Raw genomic sequence first — 26,440 nt, 5'->3', positions numbered from 1 at the left:
CAATGCGAGTGCCGAGCACCCCCCGCCGGCGGCAGGCGGCCTCCGCCTTGCTGGCGCTCGGCACCATGCTGTCCGCCGGCGCGTGCTCGGTCGCCAACAGCGGCCCCGAGGCCTCGGGCGGCGCCGCGGCCAACACCGTCCGCGTCGTGCTCCCCGAGGAGCCGCCCACGCTGGAGCCGTGCGACGCGTCCCTCACCGCCACGGGCCGCGTCACCCGTGCCAACATCACCGAGGCGCTCACCGAGCGCGACCCCAGCACCGGTCAGCTCCAGCCGGCGCTGGCGACCGAGTGGAAGCAGGACTCGCCCACCGAGTGGACCTTCACCCTGCGTCCGGGCGTGAAGTTCCACGACGGCACGGCCTTCGACGCCAAGGCGGCCGCGTTCTCCATCGACCGCACCGTCGGCTCCGAGATCGACTGCAACGTCGACGGCTACGTCTTCGGCGGCATCGAGCTCACGGCCACGGCCGTGGACGACACGACGCTGAAGGTCAAGACGACCAAGGCGGACCCGATCCTCCCGCTGCGGCTGTCGTTCGTCGAGATCGTGCCGACCACCACGAGCACGACCGGCAAGGTCCGCGAGCCCGTGGGCACCGGCCCGTACAAGATCGCCAAATGGGACACCGGCCGGAGCCTGCGCCTGGAGCGTTTCGCCGGCTACTGGGGCAAGGCCCCCGAGTTCGCCGCCGCGGAGTACGTCTGGCGCGCCGAGGGCAGCATCCGGGCGGCCATGGTCAAGAGTGACGAGGCGGACGTGGCCATCGGCCTCGCCCCCGAGGACGGCGCCGGTGACTCGGCCGTGCAGTACCCCAACAACGAGACGTCCTACCTGCGGATCGACGCCACCAAGGCGCCGCTGAACGACCTCCGCGTCCGCCAGGCGATCAACTACGCCATCGACCGGAACGGCCTGGTCGCGTCGGTCTTCGCCGGGCTCGGCAAGCCGGCCGGCCAGCTCGTGCCCGAGGGCGTGACCGGGCACAGCACCGCCATCGAGGCCTGGCCGTTCGACATGGCGCAGGCCAAGAAGCTGATCGCCGAGGCCAAGGCGGACGGCGTCCCCACCGACACCCCAATCAAGATCATCGGACGGAACGGGATCTACCCCAAGGCCGCCGAGGCGATGGAGGTCGTGCAGAACGCGCTGATCGAGGCCGGGCTCAAGGTGGAGATCGAGATGCTCGACGTGAACGCCTGGCTGGAGTACCTGCTGCGCCCGTTCCCGAAGAACCTCGGCCCGACGCTGCTCCAGGCCCAGCACGGCAACCAGGCCGGTGACGCGGCGTTCACGATGGGCCAGATCTACGGCAGCAAGGGCGCGCAGAGCAGCTACGGCACCGCCGAGCTGGACGACATGATCACCGAGGCGGAGCAGGCGTCCGGCGAGAAGCGCCAGGCGGCGTTCGCCAAGGCGCTGGAGCACCAGAACAAGGACGTCGTGCGGGACGCGGTCCTGGCCCACATGACCGGGATCATCGCCCTGTCGCCGCGGGTCACCTACAAGCCCAACGCCGCCACGAACGACGAGATGCGCCTCGCCGACATGCACCCGGCCGGCTGAGAGGAACCAGTGTGCTGACCTTCCTGCGGCGCCGCATCACCTCCAGCGCGCTTCCGCTGGTCGTGGTGATCCTCGGGGTGTTCGGCCTGGCCCGCCTCACCGGCGACCCGGCGAACCTCTACCTGCCGCTCAGCGCCACGCCGGAGATGCGGGCCGAGTTCGCCGCCCGGCACGGCTTCGACCAGCCGCTGTACGTCCAGTTCGCGGACTACCTGGCCCAGGTCGCCCGGCTGGACTTCGGCGAGTCGCTGCGGACGGCGGAACCCGCGGCCGAGGCGGTGCTGCGGGCGTTCCCGGCCACGCTGCAACTGGCGGGGGCGACGATGATCCTGGCGATCCTCGGCGCGATCGTCGTCGGGAGCTGGGCGGCCTACCGCCCCAACTCGGCGGCCGACCGGATCGCCAGCTTCACCTCCACCACCGCGGCGAGCATACCGGACTTCTGGTTCGCCATCATGGGCGTCCTGGTCTTCGCCGTGGCGCTCGGCTGGCTGCCCACCTCGGGCACGGTCGGCGCGGCGGCCTGGGTGCTGCCGGTCCTCACCCTGCTCATCCGGCCGTTCGGTGTGCTCGTGCAGGTGGTGCGCGGCGCGATGGTCAGCGCCCTGTCCGCGCCCTACATCAAGGTCGCCCGGAGCAAGGGCGCGGGGGAGGTGCGGGTGGTCTTCGGCCACGCGCTGCGCAACGCCGCCCCTCCCGCGCTCACCGTGGCCGGCGACCTCACGGTCGGGCTGGTCAACGGGGCCGTGGTCGTCGAGACCATCTTCGGCTGGCCGGGCATCGGCAAGCTGATGATCACCTCGATCCTGCAGCGTGACTTCGCCGTGCTGCAGGCCGCCGTCCTGGTGACCGCCATCACCATCTTCGCGCTCAACATCGTCATCGACGCCTGCTACGCGCTCCTGGACTCCCGGGTCCGCCAGGGCGTGACGACGTGACGAACGGAGACCTCATGTCCACTCAGGCCGGGCTCGAACGCCCCGCCGACCCGCCGGCGGCGGGGCCGCCCGCCCGCCGGGTCACCTGGTGGCGGCTGCTGCTGCGCGACCGGTTCGCCTGCCTGGCTGTGCTGATCCTGCTGGTCGTGGCGGCCTCCGCCGTCCTCGGGCCACTGCTGTTCGGCGACCTGGCCACCCGGCAGAACCTGCGTGCGGTCAACCGGCCGCCGTTCAGCCTCGACGACGGCTGGGCGTTCGTGCTCGGCAGCGACTCGCTCGGCCGCAGCCTGCTGGCCAGGCTCGTCGTGGCGAGCGGCACGACGCTGTCCGTGGCGGTTCCGGCCGTCGTCATCTCGCTCGTCATCGGGTCGGTCTGGGGGATGTGGGCCGGATACCACCGCGGGTGGCGGGAGAGCGTGTCGATGCGGATCGCCGACATCATCCTCAGCTTCCCCTCGCTGCTGCTGGCCGTGGTCGTCCTGTACGTCTTCTCGCCGAGCGCCGTGAACATCGTCCTCGTCCTGGCGGTCGCCCGGATCCCCATCTACCTGCGGGCCGCGCGGGCCGAGTCGGCCGAGCTGCAGAGCCGGCTGTTCGTCGACGCGGCGCGGACGTTCGGCACCGGGAGCTGGGCGATCATCGCCAGGCACGTGGCGCCGACCGTGCTCCCGACCCTGTTCACCGTCGCAACCCTGGACTTCTGTTTCGTGATGCTGACCGAGTCGTCGCTGAGTTTCCTGGGCATCGGCATCCAGCCGCCGGACATGAGCTGGGGCCTGATGGTCGCCCAGGGCCGGCAGGTGCTGCAGAGCGCCTGGTGGATCGCCGTCTTCCCCGGCCTCGCCATCGTCGTGACCACCGTCTCGGCGACCGTCCTCGCCTCCTGGGCCCGCCTGGCGATGGACCCCGGCCAGCGGTGGCGGCTCACCCTGCCCCGTTCGCGGCGCGGCACCAAGGGCCTGGTCAAGGGGGTGCGGGCGTGACCGAGCGAGCCGAGGTGACGGTCGAGGCCGGCGCGCCCGCCGCTACCGGCCGGCCGGTGCTGGAGGTCGACGGCCTGGCGGTCGACATCCGGACCCCCGCCGGCACGGTCCGCGCCGTGCGCGAGGTCAGCTTCTCCGTCCGGTCCGGCGAGACGCTGGCGCTGCTGGGCGAGTCCGGCTGCGGCAAGAGCATGACGGCGCAGGCCATCGTCGGCCTGCTCGACCCGGTGGCCCACGTCGCCGGCGGGCAGGTGCGGCTGGACGGCACCGACATCCTCGGCCTGTCGCCGGCACGGCGCCGCAAGCTGGCCGGTCCGGGCCTGTCCATCGTCTTCCAGGACGCGCTGACCGCGCTGAACCCGGTGCAGACGGTCGGCGCCCAGCTCGCCGAGCCGTTCCGGATCCACGAGAAGCTGTCGCGCCGCGCTGCCCGGGAACGGGCCGTCGAACTGATGGAACGGGTCGGCATCCCCGAGCCGCGCTCCCGCGTCGGGGCCTACCCGCACCAGTTCTCCGGCGGCATGCGCCAGCGCCTGCTCATCGCGCTGGCGGTGGCGCTGCACCCCAAGGTGCTGCTGGCGGACGAGCCCACCACCGCCCTGGACGTCACCGTGCAGGCCCAGATCATGGAGCTGCTGCGCGAGCTGCGCACCGAGCAGCGGACGGCGCTGATCCTGATCACCCACGACCTCGCGGTCGTGGCCGAGCAGGCCGATCACGTGGCCGTCATGTACGCCGGGTCCGTCGTCGAGACCGGGCGGGTGGCGGACGTGTTCGCCCGGCCCCGGCACCCGTACACGCGGGGGCTGCTCGACTCGGTGCCGGCGGAAGTGGCCCGCGGCGCCACGCTGAAGTCCATCCCGGGCACCCCGCCGGAGCTGCACGCGGTGCCCTCGGGCTGCGCCTTCAGGACCCGCTGCCCGATGGCCGGCGACGTGTGCGCCGAGCGCCGCCCGCTCCTCGTCGAGTCCGGACCCGGACGCCTGTCCGCGTGTCACCACTGGAGGGAACTGGCCGATGACTGAGGCTGCCATGCCGGCGCTCGCGGCGAGAGAGACGGGCGTTCCCCTGCTGGAGGTGACGGGGGTGACGAAGACCTTCCATGTGCCCCGCGGCGCCTCCGGCCGCAACCGCCTGCGCGCGCTGGACGGGGTGGACCTGCGCCTCGGGCACGGCGAGACGCTGGGCCTGGTGGGCGAGTCCGGCTGCGGCAAGTCCACCCTCGCCCGGGTGCTGCTCATGCTGGAGCGCCCCGACCAGGGCTCGGTCCGCTTCGAGGGAGTGGACCCGTTCGCGCTGCGCGGCAAGGAACTGCTCAGGTGGCGGCGCCGGGTGCAGATGGTGTTCCAGGACCCGTTCGCGTCGCTGAACGCCCGGCTGTGCGCCGAGGACATCGTCGGCGAGCCGTGGCGGACGCACCGCGACCTGGTGCCGGTGAAGGAGCGCGGCAGGCGGGTGGCCGAGCTCCTCGACATGGTGGGGCTGCGCGCCAGCGACGCGCGCCGCTACCCGCAGGAGTTCTCGGGCGGCCAGCGGCAGCGGCTCGGCATCGCCCGCGCGCTCGCCCTCGAACCGGACGTCATCGTCTGCGACGAGCCCGTCTCGGCGCTGGACCTGTCGGTGCAGGCGCAGGTGCTCAACCTGCTCACCGACCTGCAGGCGCGGCTGGGCGTGTCGTACGTGTTCATCTCGCACGACCTGTCGGTCGTCCGCCATGTCGCCGACCGGGTGTCGGTCATGTACCTGGGCAAGGTCGTCGAGACGGGGCCGACCAGGCAGGTGTTCGACCGTCCGCGCCACCCGTACACCGCCGCCCTGATGTCCGCGGCACCCGTCCTCGACGTCACCGCGGGGGTCCGCCGCGAGCGCATCCTGCTCAAGGGTGAGGTGCCTTCCCCGCTCGACCCGCCGTCGGGGTGCAGGTTCCGGACCCGCTGCTGGCGGGCCCAGGACGGCTGCGCCGAGACCGTGCCGCCCCTGGAGCCGTCCGGCGACGAGCCGCTGCACGGCGCGGCGTGCCACTTCCCCCTCCAGGAGGCGGACGTCTCCTAGGCGGGCGGGCAGACGCCCTGTGGCGGGCAGACGCGGGTGTCCATGCGGCGGGCGCCCGGGCCTTCCTCGCCGAGCCGGTCGTAGGGGTTGGCCAGCGCGCACCGGTCGAGCGACAGGCAGCCGCAGCCGATGCAGTCGGTCAGGTCGTCGCGCAGCCGCTGGAGCTGCTCGATGCGGTCGTCCAGCTCGGCCCGCCAGGCGGCCGACAGGCGTGCCCAGTCGTCGCGCGTCGGCGTGCGCTCCTCCGGCAGCGTCGACAGGGCGTCCCGGATCGTCTTCAGCGGGATGCCGAGCCGCTGGGCCAGCCTGACGAACGCCACCCGGCGCAGCGTGTCGCGGGTGTAGCGCCGCTGGTTGCCGGCCGTGCGGCGGCTGGTGATGAGGCCCTTGGCCTCGTAGAAGTGGAGTGCCGAAACGGCGACCCCGCTGCGCTCGGCGAGCTGCCCGACGGTCAGCTCCCTGGAGTTCCACGCCGCCCTCGTCATAACCTCAACTCTACTTGGGGATCGCTGGGCCGTTCGAAGAACGTCTCCAGAACCACGACGGTCCGCGTGCCGGTGACCCCCGGCACCTCGAACACCTGCCGCAGCACCTCCTGGAGGCGGCGGGTGCCGGCCGTACGGACCTTGAGGAGCAGCGAGGCCGGGCCGGCGATGACGTGCGCCTCCTCGACGGCCGGGATCGCGGCGAGCCTGTCGGCGGCGTCGCCCATCCACGTGCCGCCGTCCACCAGCACGTAAGCCACCACGTCGCGGCCGATCGCCGCCGGGTCCACCTCGATCGTGGTGCGCCTGATCACCCCGCGTTCGCGCAGCTTGCGCACCCGCTCGTGGGCGGCCCCGCCGGACAGCCCCACCTCCTTGCCGAGCGCCGCGTACGACCGGGTCGCGTCCTCCTGGAGCAGGCCGATCAGCTTTCTGTCGATCTCGTCCATCGCCATAGCCTATCTTGTGGCAAGCCGGATTGACCAAACCTCATTCTGTGCGATTAGCTTCAGGCATGATGGACACCATCCCCACGCAGTTCGAGGTGCTGGACGAGCGTTTCGCCGAGGTCGCCGGCGACGACGTGGTCGAGCGGCTCCACGTCGGCACCCGCTGGGCCGAGGGTCCGGTCTACTTCCCGGCCGGCCGGTTCCTGGTGTGGAGCGACATCCCCAACGACCGGATGCTGCGCTGGGACGAGCCGACCGGCACCGTGGGCACCTTCCGCCGGCCCGCCGGCTACGTCAACGGCAACACCCTCGACGGTCAGGGCCGCCTGGTCTCCTGCGAGCAGGGCAACCGGCGGGTCACCCGCACCGAGCACGACGGCTCCGTCACGGTGATCGCCGACAGGTGGCAGGGCAGGCGGCTCAACAGCCCCAACGACGTCGTGGTGCGCTCCGACGGCTCCGTCTGGTTCACCGACCCGCCGTACGGCATCACCAGCGACTACGAGGGAGTCAGGGCCGAGCAGGAGATCGACGGCTGCCACGTCTACCGCGCCGATCCGGTGACCGGCCGGGTCGAGCGCGTCGCCGACGACTTCGAGCGACCCAACGGCCTGGCGTTCTCCCGGGACGAGAGCCGCCTCTACGTGGCCGACACGCGGCGCAGGCACCTGCGGGTGTTCGACGTGGGCGACGACGGCGCGCTGTCGGGCGGCGAGGTGCTGGCCGACACGGGGGAGGGCAAGCCCGACGGGCTGCGTCTCGACGACGCCGGCCGCATCTGGGCGGCCGTCGGCCGGGCCGTGCACTGCCACGCCCCCGACGGCACCCTGATCGGCCGGCTGCACCTGCCCGACCACGTCGCCAACCTGGTCTTCGGCGGGCCCAAGCGCAACCGGCTGTTCATCGCCGCCTCCACCTCGCTCTACTCGCTGATGGTCAACGTGACGGGCGCCCGCCCCGTCTGGGCGTGATCACTCCCACCGGAAGAACCGCACCGCCAGCGCGCTGCACAGCACGAGCCCGGCCCCCATGACGACCAGGTTCGCCGGCTCCGGCCACTGCCCGGCCCAGGTGGCGCGCAGCGCCTGCGCGAACGGCCCCGCCACCGAGTAGTCGCCGACCGCCCGCAGCGCGTCCGGCATGACCTCGCGCGGCACCCACATGCCGGCCACGAACATCAGCGGGAACATCACCGACGTCCCGATGAGCGGCGCCGCCTTCCCCGACGGCGCCAGGGCCGCGATCAGCAGCCCCATGGCCAGCAGCGCGGCGGCCCCGAGCAGGAATACCAGCACGAACCCGACCGGCAGCCGGGGCAGCGCCGTCCCCAGCACCAGCCGCCCGGCCACCACCAGCAGGACGATCGCCGCGACCCCCAGCACCAGGTTGATCACGAGCTGGGCCGCCAGCATCCGGCCGGGGTGCATCGGCGTGGTGGACATCCGCCTGAGCACCCCCTGCTCGCGGTAGGTGGCGAGGACGGCCGGCAGCACGGTGAACGCCAGGGTCAGCAGGGCGAGCAGCGTCATCATCGCCGGCAGGTGCGTGTCGATCATACGTTCGCCGCCGAAGGCCGGATTCGGCTCCGACAGTTGCGGGATGCTGCCGATGACCAGCAGCAGCGCCACCGGCAGCACGATGCTGAACACCACGGTCCCCACCTCCCGCAGGTGCAGCTTGGTCTCGACGAGGAGGATCTTCTTCACGACAGCTTCCTTCCGGTGAGCGCGAGGAACGCGTCGTCCAGCGTCGCCTGCTCGATGCGCAGGTCGGCCGGGACGATCTGGTGTTCGGCCAGCGCCAGAGTGACGGCGGCGACGAGGTTGCCGGTGCCGGAGACGGTGACGTGGTCGCCGCTCCGGGAGATCTCCCGCACCTCCGGCAGCGCGAGCAGCAGGGCGTCGTCCACGGGAGCCGACGGCCTGAACCGCACCCGCTGCTCGGCGGCCACGCGGGCGACCAGTCCGGCCGGGGTGTCGACGGCCACGACGCGGCCCCGGTCGATGAGCGCGATGCGGTCGCAGAGCCGTTCGGCCTCCTCCATGAAGTGCGTGACGAGCACGATCGTCACGCCCGAGGCACGCACCTGCTCGACCAGTTCCCACGCGTCGCGGCGGGCCTGCGGGTCGAGCCCGGTGGTCAGCTCGTCCAGCACCGCCACGCGCGGCCGCCCGACCAGGGCCAGGGCGACCGACAGCCGCTGACGCTGCCCCCCGGAGAGCTTGGCGAAGGTGGCGTCGCGCTTGTCGCCGAGCCCGACCCGCTCCATCAGCTCGGGCCAGTCGGCGGGGTCGGGGTAGAAGGACGCGTACAGGTCCAGCGCCTCCCACACCTTGATCTTCCCGGGCAGCGCGGCGCTCTGGAGCTGGACGCCGAGCACCCGGCGCAGCCCGTCCCGCTCGCGGTGCGGGTCCAGCCCGGCCACGCGGACGGTGCCGCCGTCGGGGACGCGCAGCCCCGCGACGCACTCGACCGTGGTGGTCTTGCCGGCGCCGTTCGGGCCGAGGATGCCGAAGATCTCTCCCTCGGCGACCTCGAACGACACGTCGTCCACCGCCACGTGGCCGGGGTAGCGCTTGTGGAGGTTCCTGACCTCGATCACCTTCATGCCATCGACGGTAGGAACGGCGCTTCTGCTGGGGAATGCGGCTGGATGTCGGGCAAGGGTGTACCTAGGTGCAGTGTCCGGACCGGACCGGCTCCCGCAGACTGGGAGCCATGCTGAGAAGGTACGGCCGGATCCTGGCCCTGCTCGGGCTGAGCGTCGTGCAGTTGGCCGTGGTGCTGGTGGCCACGGTCTGCCTGCTGCTGTCCTTCGCGCTGGGCATGGTCTTCCTCTATCCGCCGCAGGTGCGGCTGGTGCGCGGTCTCGCGGAGGACGCCCGGCGGCGGGTCGCCACCTGGACGGGGATCTCGATCGACCCGCCGTACCTGCCGGAGCCGCCGCCCCCGCAGCCGGGGCCCGACGGCATGTACCTGTCCGAGCGGACGCTCTACCGCACGCCGCGCGTCCCCGCCTGGAACGCCAGGTGGAAGTGGATGCTGACCGACCCGGCCACCTGGCGCGACTCGCTGTGGCTGCTGCTCGACCCGCTGATCAAGATCTGCCTGCTGCCGCCGCTGCTCGTCGTCCCCGGGCGCGCCCTGCGCCTGTACGGCATGTGGTGCGAGTTGCTGCTCTCACCGACCACGACCAGCCGGCTGGCCCGGCAGGTCACCCGGCTCAACCGGGTGCGCAACCTCGCGGCCGACTCCCAGGCCGCCGAGATGCGCCGCATCGAACGCGACCTGCACGACGGCACCCAGGCGAGGCTGGTGGCGATCGGCATGACGCTCGGCGCCGCCGAGGAGCTGATCGACCGCGACCCCGCCTCGGCCCGGGCACTGCTCGCCAAGGCCCGGGAGGCGTCCGCCGACACCCTGACGGAGCTGCGCCGGGTCATCCGCGGCATCCACCCGCCGGTGCTCGCCGAGCGCGGGCTCGCCGACGCCGTGCGGGCGCTCGCCATGGACAGCCCGCTGCGGGTGAGCGTGGAGGTGGACCTGTCCCACCGCCCGGAACTCCCGGTGGAGGCCGCGCTCTACTTCGCGGTCAGCGAGCTGCTGGCCAACGCCGCCCGGCACGGCGATGCCCGCACCGTGACGGTCGACATCCGGAGCGACGACGCCGACCTGCGGGTGAGCGTGACGGACGACGGCCTGGGCGGGGCCGACCCGGACAGGGGAAGCGGCCTGGCCGGCATCGAACGCCGGCTCGCGGCCTTCGACGGCGTGATGGCGATCACCAGCCCGCCCGGCGGGCCGACCTCCGTGACCATGGAGCTGCCGCGGGTGCTGCCCCAGCACTGGGCGGGCAGCCAGCCCAGGATGCCGCGCCGCAAGGCCGCCCTGGTCGTCTTCCTCTGGCTGACGGCCTGGTGCCCCCTGTTCCCGCAGGGTCTCGTCGCGGCCATCTTCAAGATCATCGATTTCCGGCACAGGTCGTGGTTCCTGGCGTTGTACCTGCCCGGGCCCTGGCAGTGGCCGGTCATCCTGTTCATGATCGCGCTGGGCATCGCCATGTACGTCCTTGCGATCACGATCCCCGCCGCCCACACCAGGGAACGCTGGATGGTCCAGACCGCACCGCCGCGTCTATGGTTCCGCCCATGACCCGCGTACTCATCGCCGAGGACCTCTACCTGCTCCGCGACGGCCTGGTGCACCTGCTGCAGGCCCACGGCTTCACCGTCGTGGCGGCGGTGGAGAGCGGGCCCGAGCTGCTCAAGGGGCTGGTCGAGCTGCGCCCCGACGTGTCGGTCGTGGACGTGCGGCTGCCCCCCACGTTCACCGACGAGGGGCTGCAGGCGGCGCTCGCGGCCCGCCGCCAGGTGCCGGGGCTGCCCGTCCTGGTGCTGTCCCAGCACGTCGAGCAGCTCTACGCCCGCGAGCTGCTGGCCGACGGCTCCGGTGCGATCGGCTACCTGCTCAAGGACCGGGTGTTCAACGCCGAGCAGTTCGTCGACGCGGTCCGCCGGGTCGCCGGCGGCGGCACGGCCATGGACCCCGAGGTGATCGCCAAGCTGCTGGCCAGCAACGCCCGGCACGAGCCGCTGGCCGCCCTGACCCCGCGCGAGCGGGAGGTCCTCGAGGCCATGGCCGAGGGCCGGTCCAACGCCGCCATCTCCCAGCGGCTCTACCTCAGCGAGAGCGCGGTGGCCAAGCACACCGCCGGCATCTTCGCCAAGCTCGGCCTCGCCCCCTCCGACGACGACAATCGCAGGGTGCTGGCCGTCCTCGCCTATCTCAACAGTCGTTAGCGGGACTGTCGGTGACACCGGATACCTTCGGAGGAGGCAGGCGAGAGGAAAGGGTCGATCAGGTGAAAATCCGGGTTAACCGCGATGTACTGGCTGACGCGGTGGCGTGGGCCGCCAGGGTTCTGCCCAGCCGTCCTGTGACACCCGTGCTGTCCGGGCTGTTGATCGAGGCGGGCGACGAGCTGACCGTGTCCGCGTTCGACTACGACGTCTCGGCGCAGGCCCGGATCGACGCCGACGTCGCCGAGGCGGGCCGCGTGCTCATCCCCGGCCGGCTGCTGGCCGAGATCAGCCGCAGCCTGCCCGGCGAGCAGGTGGAGATCGTGACCGAGGGCGCCGAGGCGGTGCTGACCTGCGGAAGCGCCGAGTTCGGGCTGGTCACCATGCCGGTCGAGGACTTCCCGACCATGCCGACGATGCCGCCGAGCATCGGCGCCGTCGGCGGTGGGGTGTTCGCCTCCGCCGTCGGCCAGGTCGCGCCCGCCTCCAGCCGCGACGACACGCTGCCCATGCTCACCGGCATCCGGGTCGACATCGAGGGCGAGACCGTCACGATGGCCGCGACCGACCGCTACCGGATCGCCGCCCGCGAGTTCGCCTGGCGGCCCACCGCGCCCGACGTCGCCGTCTCCGCCATGGTGCCCGCCCGGGTGCTGGTCGAGGTGGCCAAGTCGCTGCGCGGCGGCGAGGTGCTGGTCGCGATGGGCGACGGGGTGGCCGGGTTCGAGAGCGTCGGCCGCAGCACCACCGTGCGGCTGCTCGACGAGCAGTTCATCGACTACCGCACCCGGCTGACCGCCGACTGGTCCATCCGGGCCGACGTGCGGGTGGGGCCGTTCGTCGACGCGATCAAGCGGGTGGCGCTGGTGGCCGAGCGCAACACCGCGATCCGGCTGTCGTTCACCCAGGGCCAGGTGCTCATCCAGGCGGGGGGCGGTGACGTCGGCCGCGGTTCCGAGGTGGTCGAGTGCGAGCTGCGCGGCGACGACATCCAGATCGCGTTCCAGTCGCACTTCCTGCTCGACGGCCTCACCGGCATCGAGAGCGAGCTGGCCCGGATCAACATGGAGTCGCCCACGCGGCCGGCCCTGATCCAGGATGTGCCGGGCGACGCCGACCCCGCCTTCCGCTACCTGGTCATGTCGCTCCGCCAGGGCACCTGACCGGCCGGGCCGGTCAGGTGGTCGCCGAGTGGTGCCCGGCCACCAACCTGAAGATCCGCTTGAACTCGGCGTACACCTCCGCACCCACCGCCTCGGCGTGCCGTGCCTCGATCGCGGCCACGGCCGCGTCCGCCTTGGCCATCTGATCCAGCCCCTTGGCCGTCGGCACGACGAGCTTGGCGCGCCGGTCGGCCGGGTCCGGGCGGCGTTCCACGTACCCCAGCGCGGCCAGCTCGTCCACGAGCGTGCCGATCACCTGCTTGTGCTGGCCCGACTGCGCCGCCAGGTCGGTGGCCCGGCTGCCCTCCTCGTCCAGGTACGCCAGCACCGCGCCGTGCCGCGGCCGGAGCTCCGGGTGCCCCTGCTCGGCCACGGCGGCGAACAGCTCCTGCTGCAGCCCGAACAACGTGCGGCCGGCCAGGACGCCGAGGTCGGGGTCCTGCAGCTTGCGCTCGCTCCTGCGCACGGTCACGCCTCCATTAGTCACTTATCATGATAGTCACTGATTATTACTATATCGTCGTGGTATGACCACGACAGTGGAACTCACCCGGTTCCGGGCGTCCCCGGAGCACACCGATCGGCTGCCGGCCGCCCGCCCCGCGATGCTCGCGGACTTCCGCGCCGTGTCCGCGGACGCGGGCACCACGCAAGAAGGCGAGAACTGACCATGACGATCCTCATCACCGGAGCACCGCGAGGCCGGCGTGCGGCACGTCGTCCGCCTGTCGGCCATCGGCGCCGCGCACGACGCCCCCACTCGCAACGGCCGGCTGCACGCCCTCTCCGACGCGGAACTCCAGGCCTCCGGCCTCGACTGGACCATCATCCGCCCGGCCTTCTTCATGCAGAACCTCTTCGGCGCGCTGAACGGCACCACCCTGTACGGCTCCACCGGCCAGGGACGGCTGGGTCTCATCGACGTCAGGGACATCGGCGACTTCGCCGCCACAGTCCTCACCGATCCCCGACCCCACACAGGCAAGGTCTACACCCTCACGGGCCCGGCCAGCATCTCCATGGCCGAGGCCGCCGGCGACCTGGCGGAGGTCTACGGCCGTCCGGTCACCTACCAGCCCCTGCCGCCCGACCATGTCCACGCCGCCATGCTGGACGCCGGCGTCCCGGAGTGGATCGCCGCGGTCAGCGTCGAGTACGCCGTCGCCTACGCGCGCGGCTGGGGCGACTACACCACCCCCGACTTCGCGTCGGTCACGGGCCACGCCCCACGCACGTTCCTGGACTTCGCCCACGCTCACGCCGACCACCTGACCGCCGGCACCCCGTCCTGACCGGCCCGGACGCCCCAGCGGCGCTTCGGACGCGCCGGTGGTGGGGTGCGGGAGCCATGGCCGGCCGGACGTCGTCACGGCGGCCCGCCACCATCCGGTCAGCGGGCGTCTCCTGGAGGCCCTGAGCCCCGTGCGGCGGGTGGCGGCCCAGGCGGCCGTGCCGTCACCGGACGCCTGAAAGGGGAGCTCCGCGGGCCGCTACGACTCCGTGAGGGGGTACGGCGGGTGGCTGTGACGGAACGCCGGTGGGCCGCTACGACTCCGTGAGGGGGTCGGCGGGTGGCTGTGACGGAACGCCGGTGGGCCGCTACGACTCCGTGAGGGCGATGAGGATGTGCTCCATGCACGCGTGGCTGGCGCGCTCGGCGGCGCTGGCGTCGCCGGCGGCGATGGCGCGGGCGATCGCGTCGTGCGGGATGTAGCTCTTGTTGAGCGACGTGCCGGCGGCCGTGATGCTGGCTCGCAGCGCGGCCGAGAAGTCCTCGAACAGGTCGATGAGCACGAGGTTGTGCGTGGCGTGCGCGACGGCCATGTGGAAGGCGAGGTCGGCCTCGACGAAGTAGTCGGGGTCGTCGAGCTCCCAGGCCCGGTCGCGTTCGGCGAGGGCGGCCTCGATGCGCTTGATGTCGTCGTCGGTGCGCCGGGCGGCGGCCAGGCGGGCCGACTCGACCTCCAGCGCGCGCCGCACCTCAAGGATCTCGAGTTGCTCCGCCTGCTTGAGCCGGCGGAGCATGGCTCCCGAGAGTTCGCTGGTGGCCCGGACGTAGGTGCCGTCACCCTGGCGGCATTCGAGGAGCCCGGCGTGCGTAAGCGCCCGCACGGCCTCGCGAACGGTGTTGCGGCCGACCCCGAGCTGCTCCGCGAGCACGGTCTCGGTCGGGATCTTGCCGTTCATCTGCCACGACCCTGATGTGATCTGCTCCTTGAGCTGATCAATCACCTGGTCCACGAGCGAAGCCCGCTGCGCCGTACGCAGACTCACAGTCCGCCTCCTCCGGGAAACCAATCATCCTATGAGTCAATGACTGGTAGACCCTAATTATTCCAGACCGTTCAGCACAAATCTGGAACTTCCCCGGAGTCCTCCGTCAGCGGGAAACCGAGGCGTCCACCGTCAGGCCTGCCAGCGCGGAGCGCACTCCTGCCGCTTCCAGGGCCTTACGATACGCGCCGGTCTGGTGCGCCTGGTCACCGCCCCGACCGTACAGGTCGCCCAGCTCGCGCCAGCACCGGGCCGCCTGCCTGTCGGAGCCGAACACCGGCCGGCCGAGCGCCTCCAGCAGCCCGCGGGCGGTGCCGAGATGCCTGCCGGCGTCACCCCCGAGGTCGAGGGCGACGGTGGCGAGGATCAGGTGGGCCTCCGCCGGGATCGTGTGCGGCGCGGCGGGCGCGAGGTCGAGCGCCGCCGTCGCCAGCTCGCCCGCCCGTGCCGGGTCGGCGGCGCGCAGCCTGACCCGCGCGTGCGCTATGAGCGCCGCGCCGTGCTCCCCGGCGGTGCCCGGTGTCGCGGCGAACGCTCTGACCGCCTCCCGCGCCAGGTGCTCGGCCTCGTCGACCGGCGTGCCGGCCAGCATGGCCCAGTGCATGGCGGTCCGCGCGAGCTGCAGCGCGAGCCTGATGGACCGGCCTGCGGTGATGGCGTCGTCGGCCAGCCGTACGGCCAGCGCCGAGTCATCGCCGGCCGCGGCGGCGGAGCTCGCCCGCCACAGGGTCCGGATCTCGGCGGAACGGTCCACAATCGCGGGCACGCCGTTGGCGTCCAGCACCCGCTTGACGAACGTCGGCGCGGCGGTGCCGTCCTCCAGCTCGCCGCGCGCCTCGACGAGCGCGGCGGCCAGGTCGATCGCGATCTCGCCCTGGGTGATGGCCAGCTTGAGCGCCTGCTCCAGCGCGTGGGCGGCCAGATCGCGGGCGCGCAGCCGGTCGCCGGCCCGCTGGTAGCAGCGGCTCAGCGCGACGGTCAGCGGCAGGTCGGCCAGCCGCTCGGGGTGCGCGGACGCCTCCCTGCGCAGCCGCTCGAACGCCTCGACCGCCTGACCCAGGCTGCCCTGCGCCTCCAGCGCGCGAGCCCGGCCGAAGCGGGCGTGCGCCGTGAGCATGGCGTTCTCCTCGTCGGCGGCCTTCACGATCTCCGTGAAGCGCTCGGCGGCGACGGCCGGATCGCCGTGCTGAAGCTCCAGCTCGGCGTGGCGCAGCCCGAGCTCGGTGTCGATGCGCTGCCGAGGCTCGATCCCGTGCAGGAGGAACTCGGTGGTGCACCCCAGGCGCTCGGCCAGGAGTCGGGCCACGACCGGAGTCGGGGTGCGCTTGCCCGACTCGATGAGTGAGACATAACTGTCAGACAGGTCGGGTCCGGCCAGTTGGGCCTGGGACATCCGCCTGTTCAGCCGCAGTCCGCGGACGCGGTCACCGATGGTTCCCTGACTCGGCATCTCATCTCTCAAGGCGGGGAAGGGTCAACAACACGCAATGATTGCATGAAGTGGCCGAATCTGGTATCCCCACGTGAAGAATTCCGCACGCGGAGCTTAATCGTCGCCGCTGTCCGCGCTGGGGAAAAGCATCTGGCAGACCTCGAGGTAGAGGGTCTCGGGGTACGGAATGTAGTCGACGTTGGACAGCGCCTGGTCTTGACCGGCCGATTCGAGGACGAACTCACCGTAACCGAGCATGCGCCCGAGGAGGGACCGCTTGAAGCTCATGTCGGTGACCTTGGACAGGGGCATCATCGCGACCTTGCGCGTGATCAGACCCGTGGTCAGCAACATGCGTTTCGAGGTCACCACGAAGTAGTCGACCGACCACTCGGCGACTTTCCAGACGAAACGGATCAGCAGCACCAGCCAGAGCCACCAGACGACCACCAGGGCCGTGCCGCCCCCGTTGTCGCCGAGGAACTTGCTGAGCAGTCCGGCGAGAATCAGGCCGCCGAAGACCTCGGCGACGGGACGCAGCAGCACGGCCGGGTGGCGCCGCACCATGATGACCTGTTGTTCGTCGGGGAGTAGGTAACGATTGACCGACGACGGGGCGGAGTCCCCGTGGGTCACAAGTCTCATGCGAGGTTGTTCACGAATTGGGCCAGGGAGTCGGCCGCGTTGATCACGCTGTCGAAGGCCCCCTTGACCGCCGTGGCGGCCTCGGATGGTCGCGCCAGCAGGTAGTAGGCGGCGAATGCGATGCCGCCGTACGAGAGGACTTTTTTGACCTGCACTGTCTGCCTCCGAGATGTTACCCACTACACCCGCCGTATACATTACCCACCCGGCGGCCCGGGTAAAGGTGACTTCACGGCCTGGTCATGATCTTGCTTAACCGCGTTCGCTGGCGACCAGCGCCAGGACGTGAAGGTGCTTGCGCGCGATCCGCTCGACGAGGCTGGGGTGGGCGTAGCCCGTGACCTCCAGCGCGCCGTAGTGCGCGGCCTCGACGCATCGCGTCACGGTGGTCGCGGAGTGGACGCCGGCGAACTCGTCGCACAGCGCGGCCTCGACGTCCGCGTACGGAGTCGGACCCGCCTCGATGTGCTCGCTCACGAGAACACCCCGACAACCGGAAAATCGCTCATCGCGCCCCCTCGCGCCCATGCGGAAGCTGCCTTCCTCTCTCTACGTACCCACACGACAACAGTATGTAACGAAGAGACCACTCCGTGTGACGGAAGGGGGATTTCCGGCCGGGCCGAGGCGGAGGCGGTTCGGGCGGGACGGCTCAGACGACGCCGTACAGCCGGTCGCCCGCGTCACCCAGGCCGGGGACGATGTAGCCGTTCTCGTTCAGCCGCTCGTCCAGTGCCGCGGTGACCACGCGGATCGGCTTGCCCGACCCGGCGAACACCTCGTCCATGTGCCGCAGCCCCTCCGGCGCCGCCAGCAGGCACAGGGCCGTCACGTCCTGCGCGCCCCTGTCGAAGAGGAACTGCACGGCCGCGGCGAGCGTGCCGCCGGTGGCGAGCATCGGGTCCACCACGAAGCACTGCCGTCCGGACAGGTCCTCGGGCAGCCGGGTGGCGTACGTCTCGGCCTGCAGCGTCGACTCGTTGCGGATCATGCCGAGGAAGCCGACCTCCGCCGTGGGCAACAGCCGGGTCATGCCGTCGAGCATGCCGAGCCCCGCGCGCAGGATGGGCACCACCAGCGGGTACGGCCGAGCCATCCGCACGCCGTGCGCCTCGGCGACCGGCGTCCGGACGGTCACGTCGGTGATGCGGACGTCGCGGGTGGCCTCGTAGGCCAGCAACGTCACCAGCTCGTCGGCGAGCCTGCGGAAGGTGGGGGAGTCGGTCCGCACGTCGCGCAGCGTGGTGAGCTTGTGGGCCACGAGCGGATGGTCGACGACGAGGGTTTCCATAGGGGACAACGCTATCTTGTGGGGGACGTACCGCCACGATGTGCCTCCGGTTTTGATCACAATTTGGTCGGAGCGGCACACGGCGGCGGGTCACGTCTGGAACGATTGGAACTCGGAGAGGCCACGTCAGGTGGGGTGTGCGATGACAGACGAAGACGTGTTCGACTTCGCCGTCGTGGTCTATCGGGAGGACGAGTGCTGGGACGCGGAGATGCTCCCGATGACGCTGACGTCCGACCTCCACGGCCTGATCAAGGCACTGCGTCAGCAGCCGAGCGAGAGCGGCACGATCGGGCTGGTCGCCGTGGGCGACGAGTTCTTCGTGGCGCTGCGCGTCCTCGGTGAGCGGGTCGACGTCTTCCTGTCCGACATCGCGGCCTCCTGGGACTTCCCGCTGGCCAGGCAGGTCCTCGAATACCTCGACGTGCCGGTGCCCGACGAGGAGGAGCTCGAGGAGATCCTCCAGGACGAGGAGCTGGCGCTGCCCGCGGGCGACCTGTCCATCTTCGCCGACCTGGGGCTCGACGAGATGGAGCTGGGCATCCTGTCCGGTGACATCGACCTGCTGCCCGAGGACGTGCTGTCCAGCATCGCCGCGCGGCTCGGCTTCTCCGAGCCGTTCGAGCGTGCCCTCGAATCGGCTTTCGGCTGACCCCTCTGGAGCAAGACACATGGCGGCCAACACCTTTTCCGCGGCGTTCGTCAGGACCACCGACGGCTGGAGCGGCGCGGAGGTGGACCTGAGCGAGGCCGAGATCGTCGACGACCTCGGCGACGCCGTGACCGAGGCGCTCGGCCTGTCGGGTGACGAGCTGGCGCTGCTCTGCGTCGAGGTGGAGGACGAGTGGTTCGCCATCGCGCGCTACTTCGGCGAGGACGAGCCGCGGGTCTTCCTCTCCGACGCCCACGCCATCGCGCCCGACAGCCTCGGCGAGCTGTTCGCCGAGTTCGCGGGCGTGGTGCCCGACAAGGAGGGCACCAACACGCTCGGCGTCCGGCCGGCGGGCGACTTCGAGCTGCTCAGTGACCTCGGCCTCAGCTCCGAGGAGCTGCTGGAGCTCAGCATGGAGGAGGGCGTGCTGCCGGCCGACGTGCTCTCGGTGATCGCCGAGCGGCTGTCGTTCGGCGACGAGCTCGACCGGTTGCGGTGACCCACGCCGAGGCGATGCGCCTGGCGCTGGCCGAGGCCGTCGCCGCGGGAGCCCGCGGTGAGGTGCCCGTCGGGGCGGTGGTGCTCGACCCGCTCGGCGAGGTGCTGGCGGCCGCGGGCAACGACCGCGAGTCCGGAGCCGACCCCACCGCGCACGCCGAGGTGCTGGCGCTCAGGGCGGCGGCCCGCGAGCGCGGGGCGTGGCGGCTCGACGGCTGTACGCTCGTGGTCACCCTGGAGCCCTGCACGATGTGCGCGGGCGCGGCCGTGCTCGCGCGGGTGGCGCGCATCGTGTACGGCGCGGTGGACGAGAAGGGCGGCGCCGTGGGCTCGCTCTGGGACGTCGTCAGGGACCGCAGGCTCAACCACCGCCCCGAGGTCGTCATGGGTGTGCTGGCGGCGGAATGCTCCGCGGTGCTCAAGGAGTTCTTCGCCACTCGCCGGATCCGGTAAGCTCGTCGGCGGTGGTGTCGCCTAGTGGCCGAGGGCGCACGCCTCGAAAGCGTGTGATGGGGCAACTCATCCGTGGGTTCAAATCCCACCACCACCGCCGGCCGAAAGGGCCTGCGATCCGGTCGGATCGCAGGCCCTTTCGCTTGTCCGGGGCAGGTTCTCTCAGGCGGGCAGGTCCAGCACGCGGGCGTGCAGGATGGATCGTTGGTGGAGCGCGGCCCGCAGCGCCCGGTGCAGGCCGTCCTCGAGGTACAGCTCGCCCTGCCACTGCACCACGTGCGGAAAGAGATCACCGTAGAACGTGGAGTCGGCGGCGAGCAGCGAGTGCAGGTCCAGCATCGCTTTCGTGGTGATCAACGAGTCGAGCCGGACCTGGCGCGGCGGTATCCGGGCCCAATCTCGATTGGTCAGACCGTGTTCGGGATAGGGTCGTCCGTCGCCGACCAGCTTGAAGATCACCCCATAGATTTTAGGAGAGAAACTGCCTGCTTGTACTGTTCGCTGGCGTTAACCCAGCTCAGCGGTGTCGCATCGGGCCGGCTGGCCGGTCGTGTAGCCCTGCTTGAAGGCGTCGACGCGCTGCCGCGAGGAGCCGTGGGTGAACGACTCGGGATCGACGCGCCCCCGCGTCCGCTGCTGGATGCGGTCGTCGCCGACAGCCGCCGCCGCGTCGATGGCCTGGGCGATGTCGGAGTCGGTGAACGGTTTGTCGTAGAAGCCGGTGTCGACGGCCTTCTTGGCCCAGACGCCGGCGTAGCAGTCGGCCTGGAGCTCGGTCGCGACGGAGTTGCCGCCTTCGAGGCCGCCGACGAGGTTCTGCACGTGGTGGCCGTACTCGTGGGCGATGACGTACGCCTGGGCGAACGGCCCGCCCTGGGCGCCGAAGCGGCTGTGCAGGTCGTCGAAGAAGCTCAGGTCCAGGTAGACGCGCTGGTCGCCGGGGCAGTAGAAGGGGCCGACCGAGGAGTCGGCCGCGCCGCAGGCGGTGCGGACACCGCCGCTGTAGAGCACCGTCTTGGCCGGCCGGTAGCCGGAGACCTCGCCCTTCCAGTAGTCCTGGATGCTGTTGACCACGCCCACGACCCGGCACTTCTCCGACTGGTCGGCGTCCTTGCCGGTGCGGCACTCCTGGGTGAGGTCGGAGGCCGGCTGCCGTTGCGCCGGCTGCTCGCCCCCTCCGTCGCCGAGGCCGTTCAGCAGCAGGAGGGCGATTGTCACGATCACGCCGAGGATGCCCCCGCCGCCGATGACCATGCCGCCGGGGAACCTGCCACCGCCGCTCCCGCCGCTCCCGCCGACGTCCTCCACCTGGGAGGCGTCGAGGTTGGCGTTGTCTCTGAAGTCCATCGCCCCAGTCCCTTCTCCGAAGAGCCCGGCAGGACTGCTTCCCCGAGAAGGCGCGGAGATGCCAACGACGAGGCGCCCGGAGCCCGCGGTGACGTATCGGATAATCTTGCGAAATGACCGCAGGCTTGATCGGGATCGCCCTCGTGTCGCTGGGCATGGTCCTCACTCCCGGCCCGAACATGATCTATCTGGTGTCCCGGTCGATCACCCAGGGCCGCCGCGCCGGTCTCATCTCGCTCACGGGCGTGGCACTGGGCTTCACGATCTATCTGACCGCGACCTGCCTGGGCCTGACCGCGATCTTCGCGTACGTGCCCGCCGCGTACACGGCCCTGAAACTCGCCGGGGCCGCGTACCTGCTCTGGCTGGCCTGGACCGCCGTCCGTCCCGGTGGCACCTCGGCCTTCGAGACGCGCGAGCTGCCGGCCGAGCCGCCGCGCCGGCTGTTCGCGATGGGCCTGTTCACCTGCCTGCTGAACCCCAAGATCGCCATTCTCTACCTCTCGCTGCTGCCGCAGTTCATCGACCCGGCCCTGGGCCACGTCCTGCTGCAGAGCCTGGCTCTCGGCTCGGTGCAGATCATCATCGGCACCGTGGTGAACGGCCTCATCGCGATCTCCGCGGGGGCCCTGGCCGCGTTCCTGGCCGGCCGCCCCCTGTGGCTGCGGGTGCAGCGCTACTTCATGGGCACGGTCCTGGCCGGCATCGCCGTCCACCTGGCGACCGACCGCTCCAGGGCGCTCACGACGGCCTGACGGCCGGGTCGGGGTCCCGTACGCTGGGGGGTTCCGGAGCGGGGGCGGGGCGGCGGACGAGTTCGGGGACCAGCGTGAGCAGGCCGAGCACGGCGAGTCCGGCCCCGAGCCAGAGCGGGGCACGCAGCCCCGCGGCGTCGATGGCCAGCCCGCCGGCCGACGAGCCGACGATGACGCCGAGCGTGATGAACGACGAGTGCACGGTGTTGACCAGCGGCCCGGCGTTGCCGGCGCGCTGGACCCGGGTGACCATGGCCGGGTTCATGGTGACGCCGACCAGGCCGACGCCGAGCATGAGGAGCACGGCGGGCACGCTCGCGTGGGCCAGCAGGGCGAAGCCGGCGAGGAAGACGGTGTTCAGGGCCAGGCCGGCCACCTGGACGCCGATGGTGTGCCGGTCCGCGAGCCGGCCGACGACGACGTTGCCGGCCACGGTGGCTGCGCCGTACGCGACGAGCAGGAGCGGCACGGTCTCGGCGGCGAACCCGCTGAGGCGCGTCAGGATCGGGTTGAGGTAGCTGAAGGCGGAGAACGTCGCGCCGATGATGAGCGTGCTGGTGGACAGGGCCAGCCACAGGCGGGGGGCGCGGAAGACGCCCAGGTGGCGGCGCAGGCCCGCGCCGTCGTCCGCCGACCGCTCCAGCCGCGGCACTCCCGCCACCGTGGCGAGGGCGGCGACCACGGTCAGCACGCTGACGGCCCAGAACGCCGCCCGCCAGCCGAGGCGTTCGCCGACGAACGTGGACAGCGGCAGCCCGAGCAGGGTGCCGACCATCAGCCCGTTCATGACCACGGCGATGGCCCGGCCGCGCACCTCGGGAGGCGTCAGCCGGACCGTGAGCGAGATGGCGACGCCGAAGAACGCCTGCGAGGCGACGCCGGTGACCACGCGGGCGGCCAGCATGACCCCGTAGGTCGGGGCGACGGCCGCCAGCACGTTGCCCGCGAGGAAGACGGCGAACAAGGTCATGAGCGCGGTCCGGGGACGCAGCCGCATCAGGGCGATCGTCATGAACGGCCCGCCGACGGCCATGGCGACCGCGAAGGCGGTGATCAGATAGCCGATCTGGGGGATCGTGGCGTCGAGGCCGGCGGCGAGCTGCGGCATCAGCCCGGCCACGGCGAACTCACTGGTGACCATGGCGAAGATGCCGAGGGCCAGCACGTAGACGGCACGGGGCATGGAGGTGCTCCTGTCAGTTCAATTTTGCATCGATCAGTACAAAACTCGGGCATGCGAAGGCACTCCGAGGGAGGTGGTGGATCAGCGGAAGAGGGCGTCCAGCGCGGTGGCCGCGATGTCCTCCAGGTCGGCGCGGCCGGCGCCGCCCCTGGCCGACACCCGGATTCCGGCGATCACGGCGTTGAGGTAGCTGGCGAGGGAGGCGGGGTCGCGGTCGGAGACGACGTCGCCGGCGCGCCGCCCCTCCTCGATCACGGCCTGGAACGAGTCGAGCCGCCTGCGCAGGTCCTGTTCGAGCAGCCGGGAGACCTCCTCGTCGTGCCCGGCGAGCTCGACGGTGGTGTTGACGCTCAGGCACCCGAGGCTGGGGCCGTCACCCCGGTGCCGGAACTCGTCATCGATGATCTTGGAGAGGAGTGCGCGGACGCGCTCACCGGCCGGCTGTCCGCCGGCGCCGAGGATCTCGACCTGGGCCGCGGTCATCGCGTCGAGATAGCGGCTCAGCGCCCGCTTGAAAAGCTCGTGCTTGCTGGTGAAGGCGTTGTAGACGCTGCTGCGGTCGAGGCCGGTCGCCTCGCACAGGTCGCGGGTGGACGTGCCTTCGTACCCGCCCGCCCAGAACGCGCGCATCGCCGCGTCCAGCACCCGCTCCTCGTCGAACGCCCGTGGTCTGGCCATACGACCACGCTACCAATTCTGCTCCGAGTGATGCAAAATAGGGGGACGCTCCTCGCGGCGGCCGCGAGGAGGTCCGTCAGGCGCCGACGTAGGCCGCGAGGTGCTCGCCGGTGAGGGTGGAGCGGGCGGCGACGAGGTCGGCGGGGGTGCCCTCGAAGACGATCAGGCCGCCGTCGTGCCCGGCCCCGGGGCCGAGGTCGATGATCCAGTCGGCGTGCGCCATCACCGCCTGGTGGTGCTCGATGACGATGACCGACTTGCCGGAGTCGACGAGCCGGTCGAGCAGGCCGAGCAACTGCTCGACATCGGCGAGGTGGAGGCCGGTGGTCGGCTCGTCGAGGACGTAGACGCCGCCCTTGTCGGCCATGTGGGTGGCCAGCTTCAGCCGCTGCCGCTCGCCGCCGGACAGCGTGGTGAGCGGCTGGCCGAGGCTGAGGTAGCCCAGCCCGACGTCGGCGAGCCGGCCGAGGACGGCCTGCGCGGCCGGCGTGCGCGCCTCGCCGGCGCCGAAGAACTCCGCGGCCTCCGTCACCGACATCGCGAGCACCTCGCTGATGTCGCGGCCGCCGAGGTGGTATTCGAGCACCGACGCCTCGAACCGCTTCCCCTCGCACTCCTCGCAGGTGGTGGAGACACCGGCCATGATGCCCAGGTCCATGTAGATGACCCCGGCGCCGTTGCAGGTGGGGCAGGCGCCCTCGGAGTTGGCGCTGAACAGGGCCGGCTTCACGCCGTTGGCCTTGGCGAACGCCTTGCGGATCGGGTCGAGCAGCCCCGTGTACGTCGCCGGGTTGCTGCGCCGCGAGCCGCGGATGGGCGCCTGGTCGACGGACACCACGCCCGCGCCGGCGGGGATCGACCCGTGGATCAGCGAGCTCTTGCCGGAGCCGGCGACACCGGTGACGACGCAGAGGACGCCGAGCGGGATGTCGACGTCCACGTCCCGCAGGTTGTGGCGGCTCGCACCGCGGATCTCCAACGTGCCCTTGGGCGTCCGCACCGTCTCCTTGAGCACGGCCCGGTCGTCCAGGTGGCGGCCGGTGATGGTGCCGCCGGCCCGCAGACCCTCGACGGTGCCCTCGTAGCAGATCGTGCCGCCCGCCGTGCCGGCGCCGGGGCCGAGGTCGACGACGTGGTCGGCGATCGCGATCGCCTCCGGCTTGTGCTCGACGACGAGCACCGTGTTGCCCTTGTCCCGCAGCCGGAGCAGCAGGCCGTTCATCCGCTGGATGTCGTGCGGGTGCAGGCCGATGGTGGGCTCGTCGAAGACGTAGGTCACGTCGGTGAGCGCGGAGCCGAGATGGCGGATCATCTTCGTGCGCTGCGCCTCGCCGCCCGACAGCGTGCCCGCCGGCCGGTCGAGCGAGAGGTAGCCCAGCCCGATCTCCACGAACGAGTCGAGGGTGTGCCGCAGCGCGGCGAGCAACGGCGCGACCGATGGCTCGTCGAGGCCGCCGACCCAGGCGGCGAGGTCGCTGATCTGCATCGCGCAGGCGTCGGCGATGTTGACGCCCCTGATCCGCGACGAGCGGGCCTCCTCGCTGAGCCGGGTGCCGTCGCACTCGGGACAGGTGGTGAAGGTGACCGCCCGGTCCACGAACGCCCGGATGTGCGGCTGCATCGCCTCCCGGTCCTTCGACAGGAACGACTTCTGGATCTTCGGGATCAGTCCCTCGTAGGTGAGGTTGACGCCGTCGACCTTCACCTTGGTCGGCTCCTTGTGCAGGAAGTCGTGAAGCTCCTTGTCGGTGTACGAGCGGATCGGCTTGTTCGGGTCGACGAAGCCCGACTCGGCGTAGACCCGCACGGTCCAGAAGCTGTCCGACTTCCAGCCGGGGATGGTGAACGCGCCCTCGGCGAGCGACTTGGAGTCGTCGTAGAGCTGCGTGAGGTCGAGATCGGTGACCGTGCCCCGGCCTTCGCAGCGCGTGCACATGCCGCCGACGCGGGTGAAGGTCGCCTTCTCGGCCTTGCGGGCGCCGCGTTCGACCGTGATCGCGCCGCTCGCCCGCACCGTGGGGACGTTGAAGGAGAACGCCTGGGGCGAGCCGATGTGCGGCTCGCCGAGCCGGCTGAACAGGATGCGCAGCATCGCGTTGGCGTCGGTGGCGGTGCCGACGGTGGAGCGCGGGTCGGCGCCCATCCGTTGCTGGTCGACGATGATCGCGGTCGTCAGCCCTTCGAGGACGTCGACCTCCGGCCGCGCCAGCGTCGGCATGAAGCCCTGCACGAAGGCGCTGTAGGTCTCGTTGATCAGCCGCTGCGACTCCGCGGCGATCGTGCTGAACACCAGCGAGCTCTTGCCCGAACCGGAGACCCCGGTGAACACCGTCAGCCTGCGCTTCGGGATCGCGATGCTGACGTCCTTGAGGTTGTTCACGCGCGCGCCGTGCACGCGGATCAGATCGTGGCTGTCGGCAGAGTGCGGCGCAGGCGACCGCGCGTCCGTCGTCGGGGTCATGCTCATCGTGTCTCCATCTCTCAGCGGGCCGCGTTCGCGGTCCCCATCGGCGTCGCCTGGCTCGATCTAACCAGTTTCGAGCAGTATGTCCGGTTCTCTGTCGCGCCGACCCCGGGTCACGCCCGGCCGTGAGGCCGGGCCGGCTTCAGGGGGAGCCGGCCGGCTCGCCGCGCCGGTGGAGGCCCGCCGGAATGCCGACGTCCATGCGGTCACGCTAGGCGCGGTCCGAAGGCGGCGCTTCTCGATTCCTGACCGGTCTGGTGACCTGTTTCGCCACGCACGACGGCATCCCCGCCACTGCGTCAGCCGCCTGACGCTGGTAGGCGCTGGGCGGCAT

General features: G+C 71.3%; 31 protein-coding genes, 1 tRNA gene and 1 pseudogene. 16 read left to right on the top strand and 17 right to left on the bottom strand.

Annotation, left to right across the window (positions count from 1 at the left end; all coding sequences use genetic code 11):
• Nucleotides 1-2 precede the first annotated feature (2 nt).
• From ACGF0J_RS37070 to ACGF0J_RS37050, 5 genes are read left to right on the top strand one after another with little or no spacing between them, the layout of a single operon-like run.
• Nucleotides 3-1,565 (top strand): ABC transporter substrate-binding protein, encoded by a 1,563-nt coding sequence (locus ACGF0J_RS37070; RefSeq protein WP_393153809.1) that lies wholly within the window; start codon nt 3-5, stop codon nt 1,563-1,565.
• An 11-nt stretch (nt 1,566-1,576) separates the two neighbouring features.
• Complete coding sequence (locus ACGF0J_RS37065; RefSeq protein ID WP_393153807.1) at nt 1,577-2,503, top strand: ABC transporter permease; 927 nt, start codon at nt 1,577-1,579, stop codon at nt 2,501-2,503.
• Between the two features lie 14 nt (nt 2,504-2,517).
• Nucleotides 2,518-3,486 carry an ABC transporter permease gene (locus ACGF0J_RS37060; protein WP_393153805.1) on the top strand — a complete coding sequence of 323 codons (969 nt, stop codon included), beginning with the start codon at nt 2,518-2,520 and terminating at the stop codon, nt 3,484-3,486.
• Complete coding sequence (locus tag ACGF0J_RS37055; protein WP_393153803.1) at nt 3,483-4,511, top strand: ABC transporter ATP-binding protein; 1,029 nt, start codon at nt 3,483-3,485, stop codon at nt 4,509-4,511. The genes ACGF0J_RS37060 and ACGF0J_RS37055 overlap by 4 nt, the downstream gene beginning before the upstream one ends.
• Nucleotides 4,504-5,538: an ABC transporter ATP-binding protein gene (locus ACGF0J_RS37050; RefSeq protein WP_393153801.1), complete on the top strand. Its 1,035-nt coding sequence runs from the start codon at nt 4,504-4,506 to the stop codon at nt 5,536-5,538. Before ACGF0J_RS37055 ends, ACGF0J_RS37050 begins: the two co-directional genes overlap by 8 nt.
• Here ACGF0J_RS37050 and soxR read toward each other — a convergent pair.
• Both soxR and ACGF0J_RS37040 read right to left on the bottom strand, forming a co-directional pair.
• The gene (gene soxR, locus ACGF0J_RS37045; protein ID WP_393153799.1) at nt 5,535-6,023 is read right to left on the bottom strand and encodes a redox-sensitive transcriptional activator SoxR; all 489 of its coding nucleotides are present in this window, start codon (nt 6,021-6,023) and stop codon (nt 5,535-5,537) included. The two genes, ACGF0J_RS37050 and soxR, sit on opposite strands and share 4 nt — an antisense overlap.
• The gene (locus ACGF0J_RS37040; protein WP_393153797.1) at nt 6,020-6,472 is read right to left on the bottom strand and encodes an Lrp/AsnC family transcriptional regulator; all 453 of its coding nucleotides are present in this window, start codon (nt 6,470-6,472) and stop codon (nt 6,020-6,022) included. Before ACGF0J_RS37040 ends, soxR begins: the two co-directional genes overlap by 4 nt.
• Before the next feature lie 65 nt (nt 6,473-6,537).
• Between ACGF0J_RS37040 and ACGF0J_RS37035 the strand changes: the two genes are divergently transcribed.
• Complete coding sequence (locus ACGF0J_RS37035) at nt 6,538-7,443, top strand: SMP-30/gluconolactonase/LRE family protein (protein ID WP_393153795.1); 906 nt, start codon at nt 6,538-6,540, stop codon at nt 7,441-7,443.
• Here the strand turns inward: ACGF0J_RS37035 and ACGF0J_RS37030 are convergent, their stop codons facing one another.
• On the bottom strand, nt 7,444-8,178 hold the full coding sequence (locus ACGF0J_RS37030) for an ABC transporter permease (RefSeq protein WP_393153793.1): 735 nt from the start codon (nt 8,176-8,178) through the stop codon (nt 7,444-7,446).
• On the bottom strand, nt 8,175-9,080 hold the full coding sequence (locus tag ACGF0J_RS37025) for an ABC transporter ATP-binding protein (RefSeq protein WP_393153791.1): 906 nt from the start codon (nt 9,078-9,080) through the stop codon (nt 8,175-8,177). The genes ACGF0J_RS37030 and ACGF0J_RS37025 overlap by 4 nt, the downstream gene beginning before the upstream one ends.
• Before the next feature lie 110 nt (nt 9,081-9,190).
• Here ACGF0J_RS37025 and ACGF0J_RS37020 point away from each other — a divergent pair, with 110 nt between their 5' ends.
• The 3 genes from ACGF0J_RS37020 to dnaN all read left to right on the top strand — a co-directional run bounded on the left by ACGF0J_RS37020 (nt 9,191) and on the right by dnaN (nt 12,434).
• Nucleotides 9,191-10,624, top strand: a complete 1,434-nt coding sequence (locus tag ACGF0J_RS37020) for a sensor histidine kinase (protein ID WP_393153789.1) — start codon at nt 9,191-9,193, stop codon at nt 10,622-10,624.
• On the top strand, nt 10,621-11,271 hold the full coding sequence (locus tag ACGF0J_RS37015; RefSeq protein WP_393153787.1) for a response regulator: 651 nt from the start codon (nt 10,621-10,623) through the stop codon (nt 11,269-11,271). The genes ACGF0J_RS37020 and ACGF0J_RS37015 overlap by 4 nt, the downstream gene beginning before the upstream one ends.
• A gap of 62 nt (nt 11,272-11,333) precedes the next feature.
• Nucleotides 11,334-12,434, top strand: a complete 1,101-nt coding sequence (gene dnaN / locus ACGF0J_RS37010; protein WP_393153785.1) for a DNA polymerase III subunit beta — start codon at nt 11,334-11,336, stop codon at nt 12,432-12,434.
• Between the two features lie 13 nt (nt 12,435-12,447).
• Here dnaN and ACGF0J_RS37005 read toward each other — a convergent pair whose 3' ends face one another.
• Entirely contained in the window at nt 12,448-12,906 is a 459-nt protein-coding gene (locus ACGF0J_RS37005; protein ID WP_393153783.1) for a MarR family winged helix-turn-helix transcriptional regulator, read from the bottom strand.
• A gap of 55 nt (nt 12,907-12,961) precedes the next feature.
• Between ACGF0J_RS37005 and ACGF0J_RS37000 the strand changes: the two genes are divergently transcribed.
• Together ACGF0J_RS37000 and ACGF0J_RS36995 are read left to right on the top strand one after the other, a co-directional pair.
• Entirely contained in the window at nt 12,962-13,102 is a 141-nt protein-coding gene (locus ACGF0J_RS37000) for a hypothetical protein (RefSeq protein ID WP_393153781.1), read from the top strand.
• A gap of 39 nt (nt 13,103-13,141) precedes the next feature.
• On the top strand, nt 13,142-13,726 hold the full coding sequence (locus ACGF0J_RS36995) for an NAD(P)H-binding protein (RefSeq protein ID WP_393153779.1): 585 nt from the start codon (nt 13,142-13,144) through the stop codon (nt 13,724-13,726).
• Between the two features lie 307 nt (nt 13,727-14,033).
• On the opposite strand, the gene ACGF0J_RS36990 is transcribed toward ACGF0J_RS36995, so the two are convergent.
• The 6 genes from ACGF0J_RS36990 to upp all read right to left on the bottom strand — a co-directional run bounded on the left by ACGF0J_RS36990 (nt 14,034) and on the right by upp (nt 18,076).
• On the bottom strand, nt 14,034-14,708 hold the full coding sequence (locus tag ACGF0J_RS36990; protein WP_393153777.1) for a FadR/GntR family transcriptional regulator: 675 nt from the start codon (nt 14,706-14,708) through the stop codon (nt 14,034-14,036).
• A 106-nt stretch (nt 14,709-14,814) separates the two neighbouring features.
• Nucleotides 14,815-16,158, bottom strand: coding sequence for a helix-turn-helix domain-containing protein (locus ACGF0J_RS36985; protein ID WP_393153775.1), 1,344 nt, complete (start codon nt 16,156-16,158; stop codon nt 14,815-14,817).
• Between the two features lie 96 nt (nt 16,159-16,254).
• The gene (locus ACGF0J_RS36980; protein ID WP_393153773.1) at nt 16,255-16,785 is read right to left on the bottom strand and encodes a PH domain-containing protein; all 531 of its coding nucleotides are present in this window, start codon (nt 16,783-16,785) and stop codon (nt 16,255-16,257) included.
• Nucleotides 16,782-16,940, bottom strand: coding sequence for a hypothetical protein (locus ACGF0J_RS36975; RefSeq protein WP_185083873.1), 159 nt, complete (start codon nt 16,938-16,940; stop codon nt 16,782-16,784). Before ACGF0J_RS36975 ends, ACGF0J_RS36980 begins: the two co-directional genes overlap by 4 nt.
• Nucleotides 16,941-17,037: 97 nt before the next feature.
• Entirely contained in the window at nt 17,038-17,262 is a 225-nt protein-coding gene (locus tag ACGF0J_RS36970) for a hypothetical protein (RefSeq protein ID WP_393153771.1), read from the bottom strand.
• A gap of 175 nt (nt 17,263-17,437) precedes the next feature.
• A complete protein-coding gene (gene upp, locus ACGF0J_RS36965) occupies nt 17,438-18,076 on the bottom strand; it encodes a uracil phosphoribosyltransferase (RefSeq protein ID WP_393153769.1) in 639 nt (212 codons plus the stop codon).
• A 142-nt stretch (nt 18,077-18,218) separates the two neighbouring features.
• On the opposite strand from upp, the gene ACGF0J_RS36960 reads away from it, so the two are divergent.
• From ACGF0J_RS36960 to ACGF0J_RS36945, 4 genes are all read left to right on the top strand, one after another.
• On the top strand, nt 18,219-18,728 hold the full coding sequence (locus ACGF0J_RS36960; RefSeq protein WP_393153767.1) for a tRNA adenosine deaminase-associated protein: 510 nt from the start codon (nt 18,219-18,221) through the stop codon (nt 18,726-18,728).
• A 19-nt stretch (nt 18,729-18,747) separates the two neighbouring features.
• Nucleotides 18,748-19,227 carry a tRNA adenosine deaminase-associated protein gene (locus ACGF0J_RS36955; RefSeq protein WP_393153765.1) on the top strand — a complete coding sequence of 160 codons (480 nt, stop codon included), beginning with the start codon at nt 18,748-18,750 and terminating at the stop codon, nt 19,225-19,227.
• A 14-nt stretch (nt 19,228-19,241) separates the two neighbouring features.
• Complete coding sequence (locus ACGF0J_RS36950) at nt 19,242-19,679, top strand: nucleoside deaminase (RefSeq protein ID WP_393153843.1); 438 nt, start codon at nt 19,242-19,244, stop codon at nt 19,677-19,679.
• 10 nt (nt 19,680-19,689) lie between these two features.
• Nucleotides 19,690-19,776, top strand: a tRNA-Ser gene (locus ACGF0J_RS36945).
• 65 nt (nt 19,777-19,841) lie between these two features.
• On the opposite strand, the gene ACGF0J_RS36940 is transcribed toward ACGF0J_RS36945, so the two are convergent.
• Both ACGF0J_RS36940 and ACGF0J_RS36935 read right to left on the bottom strand, forming a co-directional pair.
• Nucleotides 19,842-20,138: a type II toxin-antitoxin system VapB family antitoxin gene (locus ACGF0J_RS36940; protein WP_393153763.1), complete on the bottom strand. Its 297-nt coding sequence runs from the start codon at nt 20,136-20,138 to the stop codon at nt 19,842-19,844.
• A 48-nt stretch (nt 20,139-20,186) separates the two neighbouring features.
• Entirely contained in the window at nt 20,187-21,026 is an 840-nt protein-coding gene (locus ACGF0J_RS36935) for a neutral zinc metallopeptidase (RefSeq protein ID WP_393153761.1), read from the bottom strand.
• A 113-nt stretch (nt 21,027-21,139) separates the two neighbouring features.
• Here ACGF0J_RS36935 and ACGF0J_RS36930 point away from each other — a divergent pair, with 113 nt between their 5' ends.
• Nucleotides 21,140-21,781 carry a LysE family translocator gene (locus ACGF0J_RS36930; protein WP_393153759.1) on the top strand — a complete coding sequence of 214 codons (642 nt, stop codon included), beginning with the start codon at nt 21,140-21,142 and terminating at the stop codon, nt 21,779-21,781.
• Here the strand turns inward: ACGF0J_RS36930 and ACGF0J_RS36925 are convergent.
• From ACGF0J_RS36925 to ACGF0J_RS36910, 4 genes and pseudogenes are all read right to left on the bottom strand, one after another.
• Entirely contained in the window at nt 21,768-22,964 is a 1,197-nt protein-coding gene (locus tag ACGF0J_RS36925) for an MFS transporter (RefSeq protein ID WP_393153757.1), read from the bottom strand. The two genes, ACGF0J_RS36930 and ACGF0J_RS36925, sit on opposite strands and share 14 nt — an antisense overlap.
• An 81-nt stretch (nt 22,965-23,045) precedes the next feature.
• Entirely contained in the window at nt 23,046-23,642 is a 597-nt protein-coding gene (locus ACGF0J_RS36920) for a TetR/AcrR family transcriptional regulator (protein WP_393153755.1), read from the bottom strand.
• Between the two features lie 76 nt (nt 23,643-23,718).
• Nucleotides 23,719-26,109 carry an ATP-binding cassette domain-containing protein gene (locus ACGF0J_RS36915; RefSeq protein ID WP_393153753.1) on the bottom strand — a complete coding sequence of 797 codons (2,391 nt, stop codon included), beginning with the start codon at nt 26,107-26,109 and terminating at the stop codon, nt 23,719-23,721.
• A gap of 208 nt (nt 26,110-26,317) precedes the next feature.
• Nucleotides 26,318-26,440, bottom strand: a pseudogene (locus ACGF0J_RS36910) (AraC family transcriptional regulator); the annotation flags it as partial.

This window comes from Nonomuraea sp. NPDC047897, from assembly GCF_043204415.1.
Lineage (GTDB): Bacteria > Actinomycetota > Actinomycetes > Streptosporangiales > Streptosporangiaceae > Nonomuraea.
The sequence above is the reverse complement of the archived record's forward strand: the minus strand, read 5'-3'. Positions and strand labels throughout refer to the sequence as shown.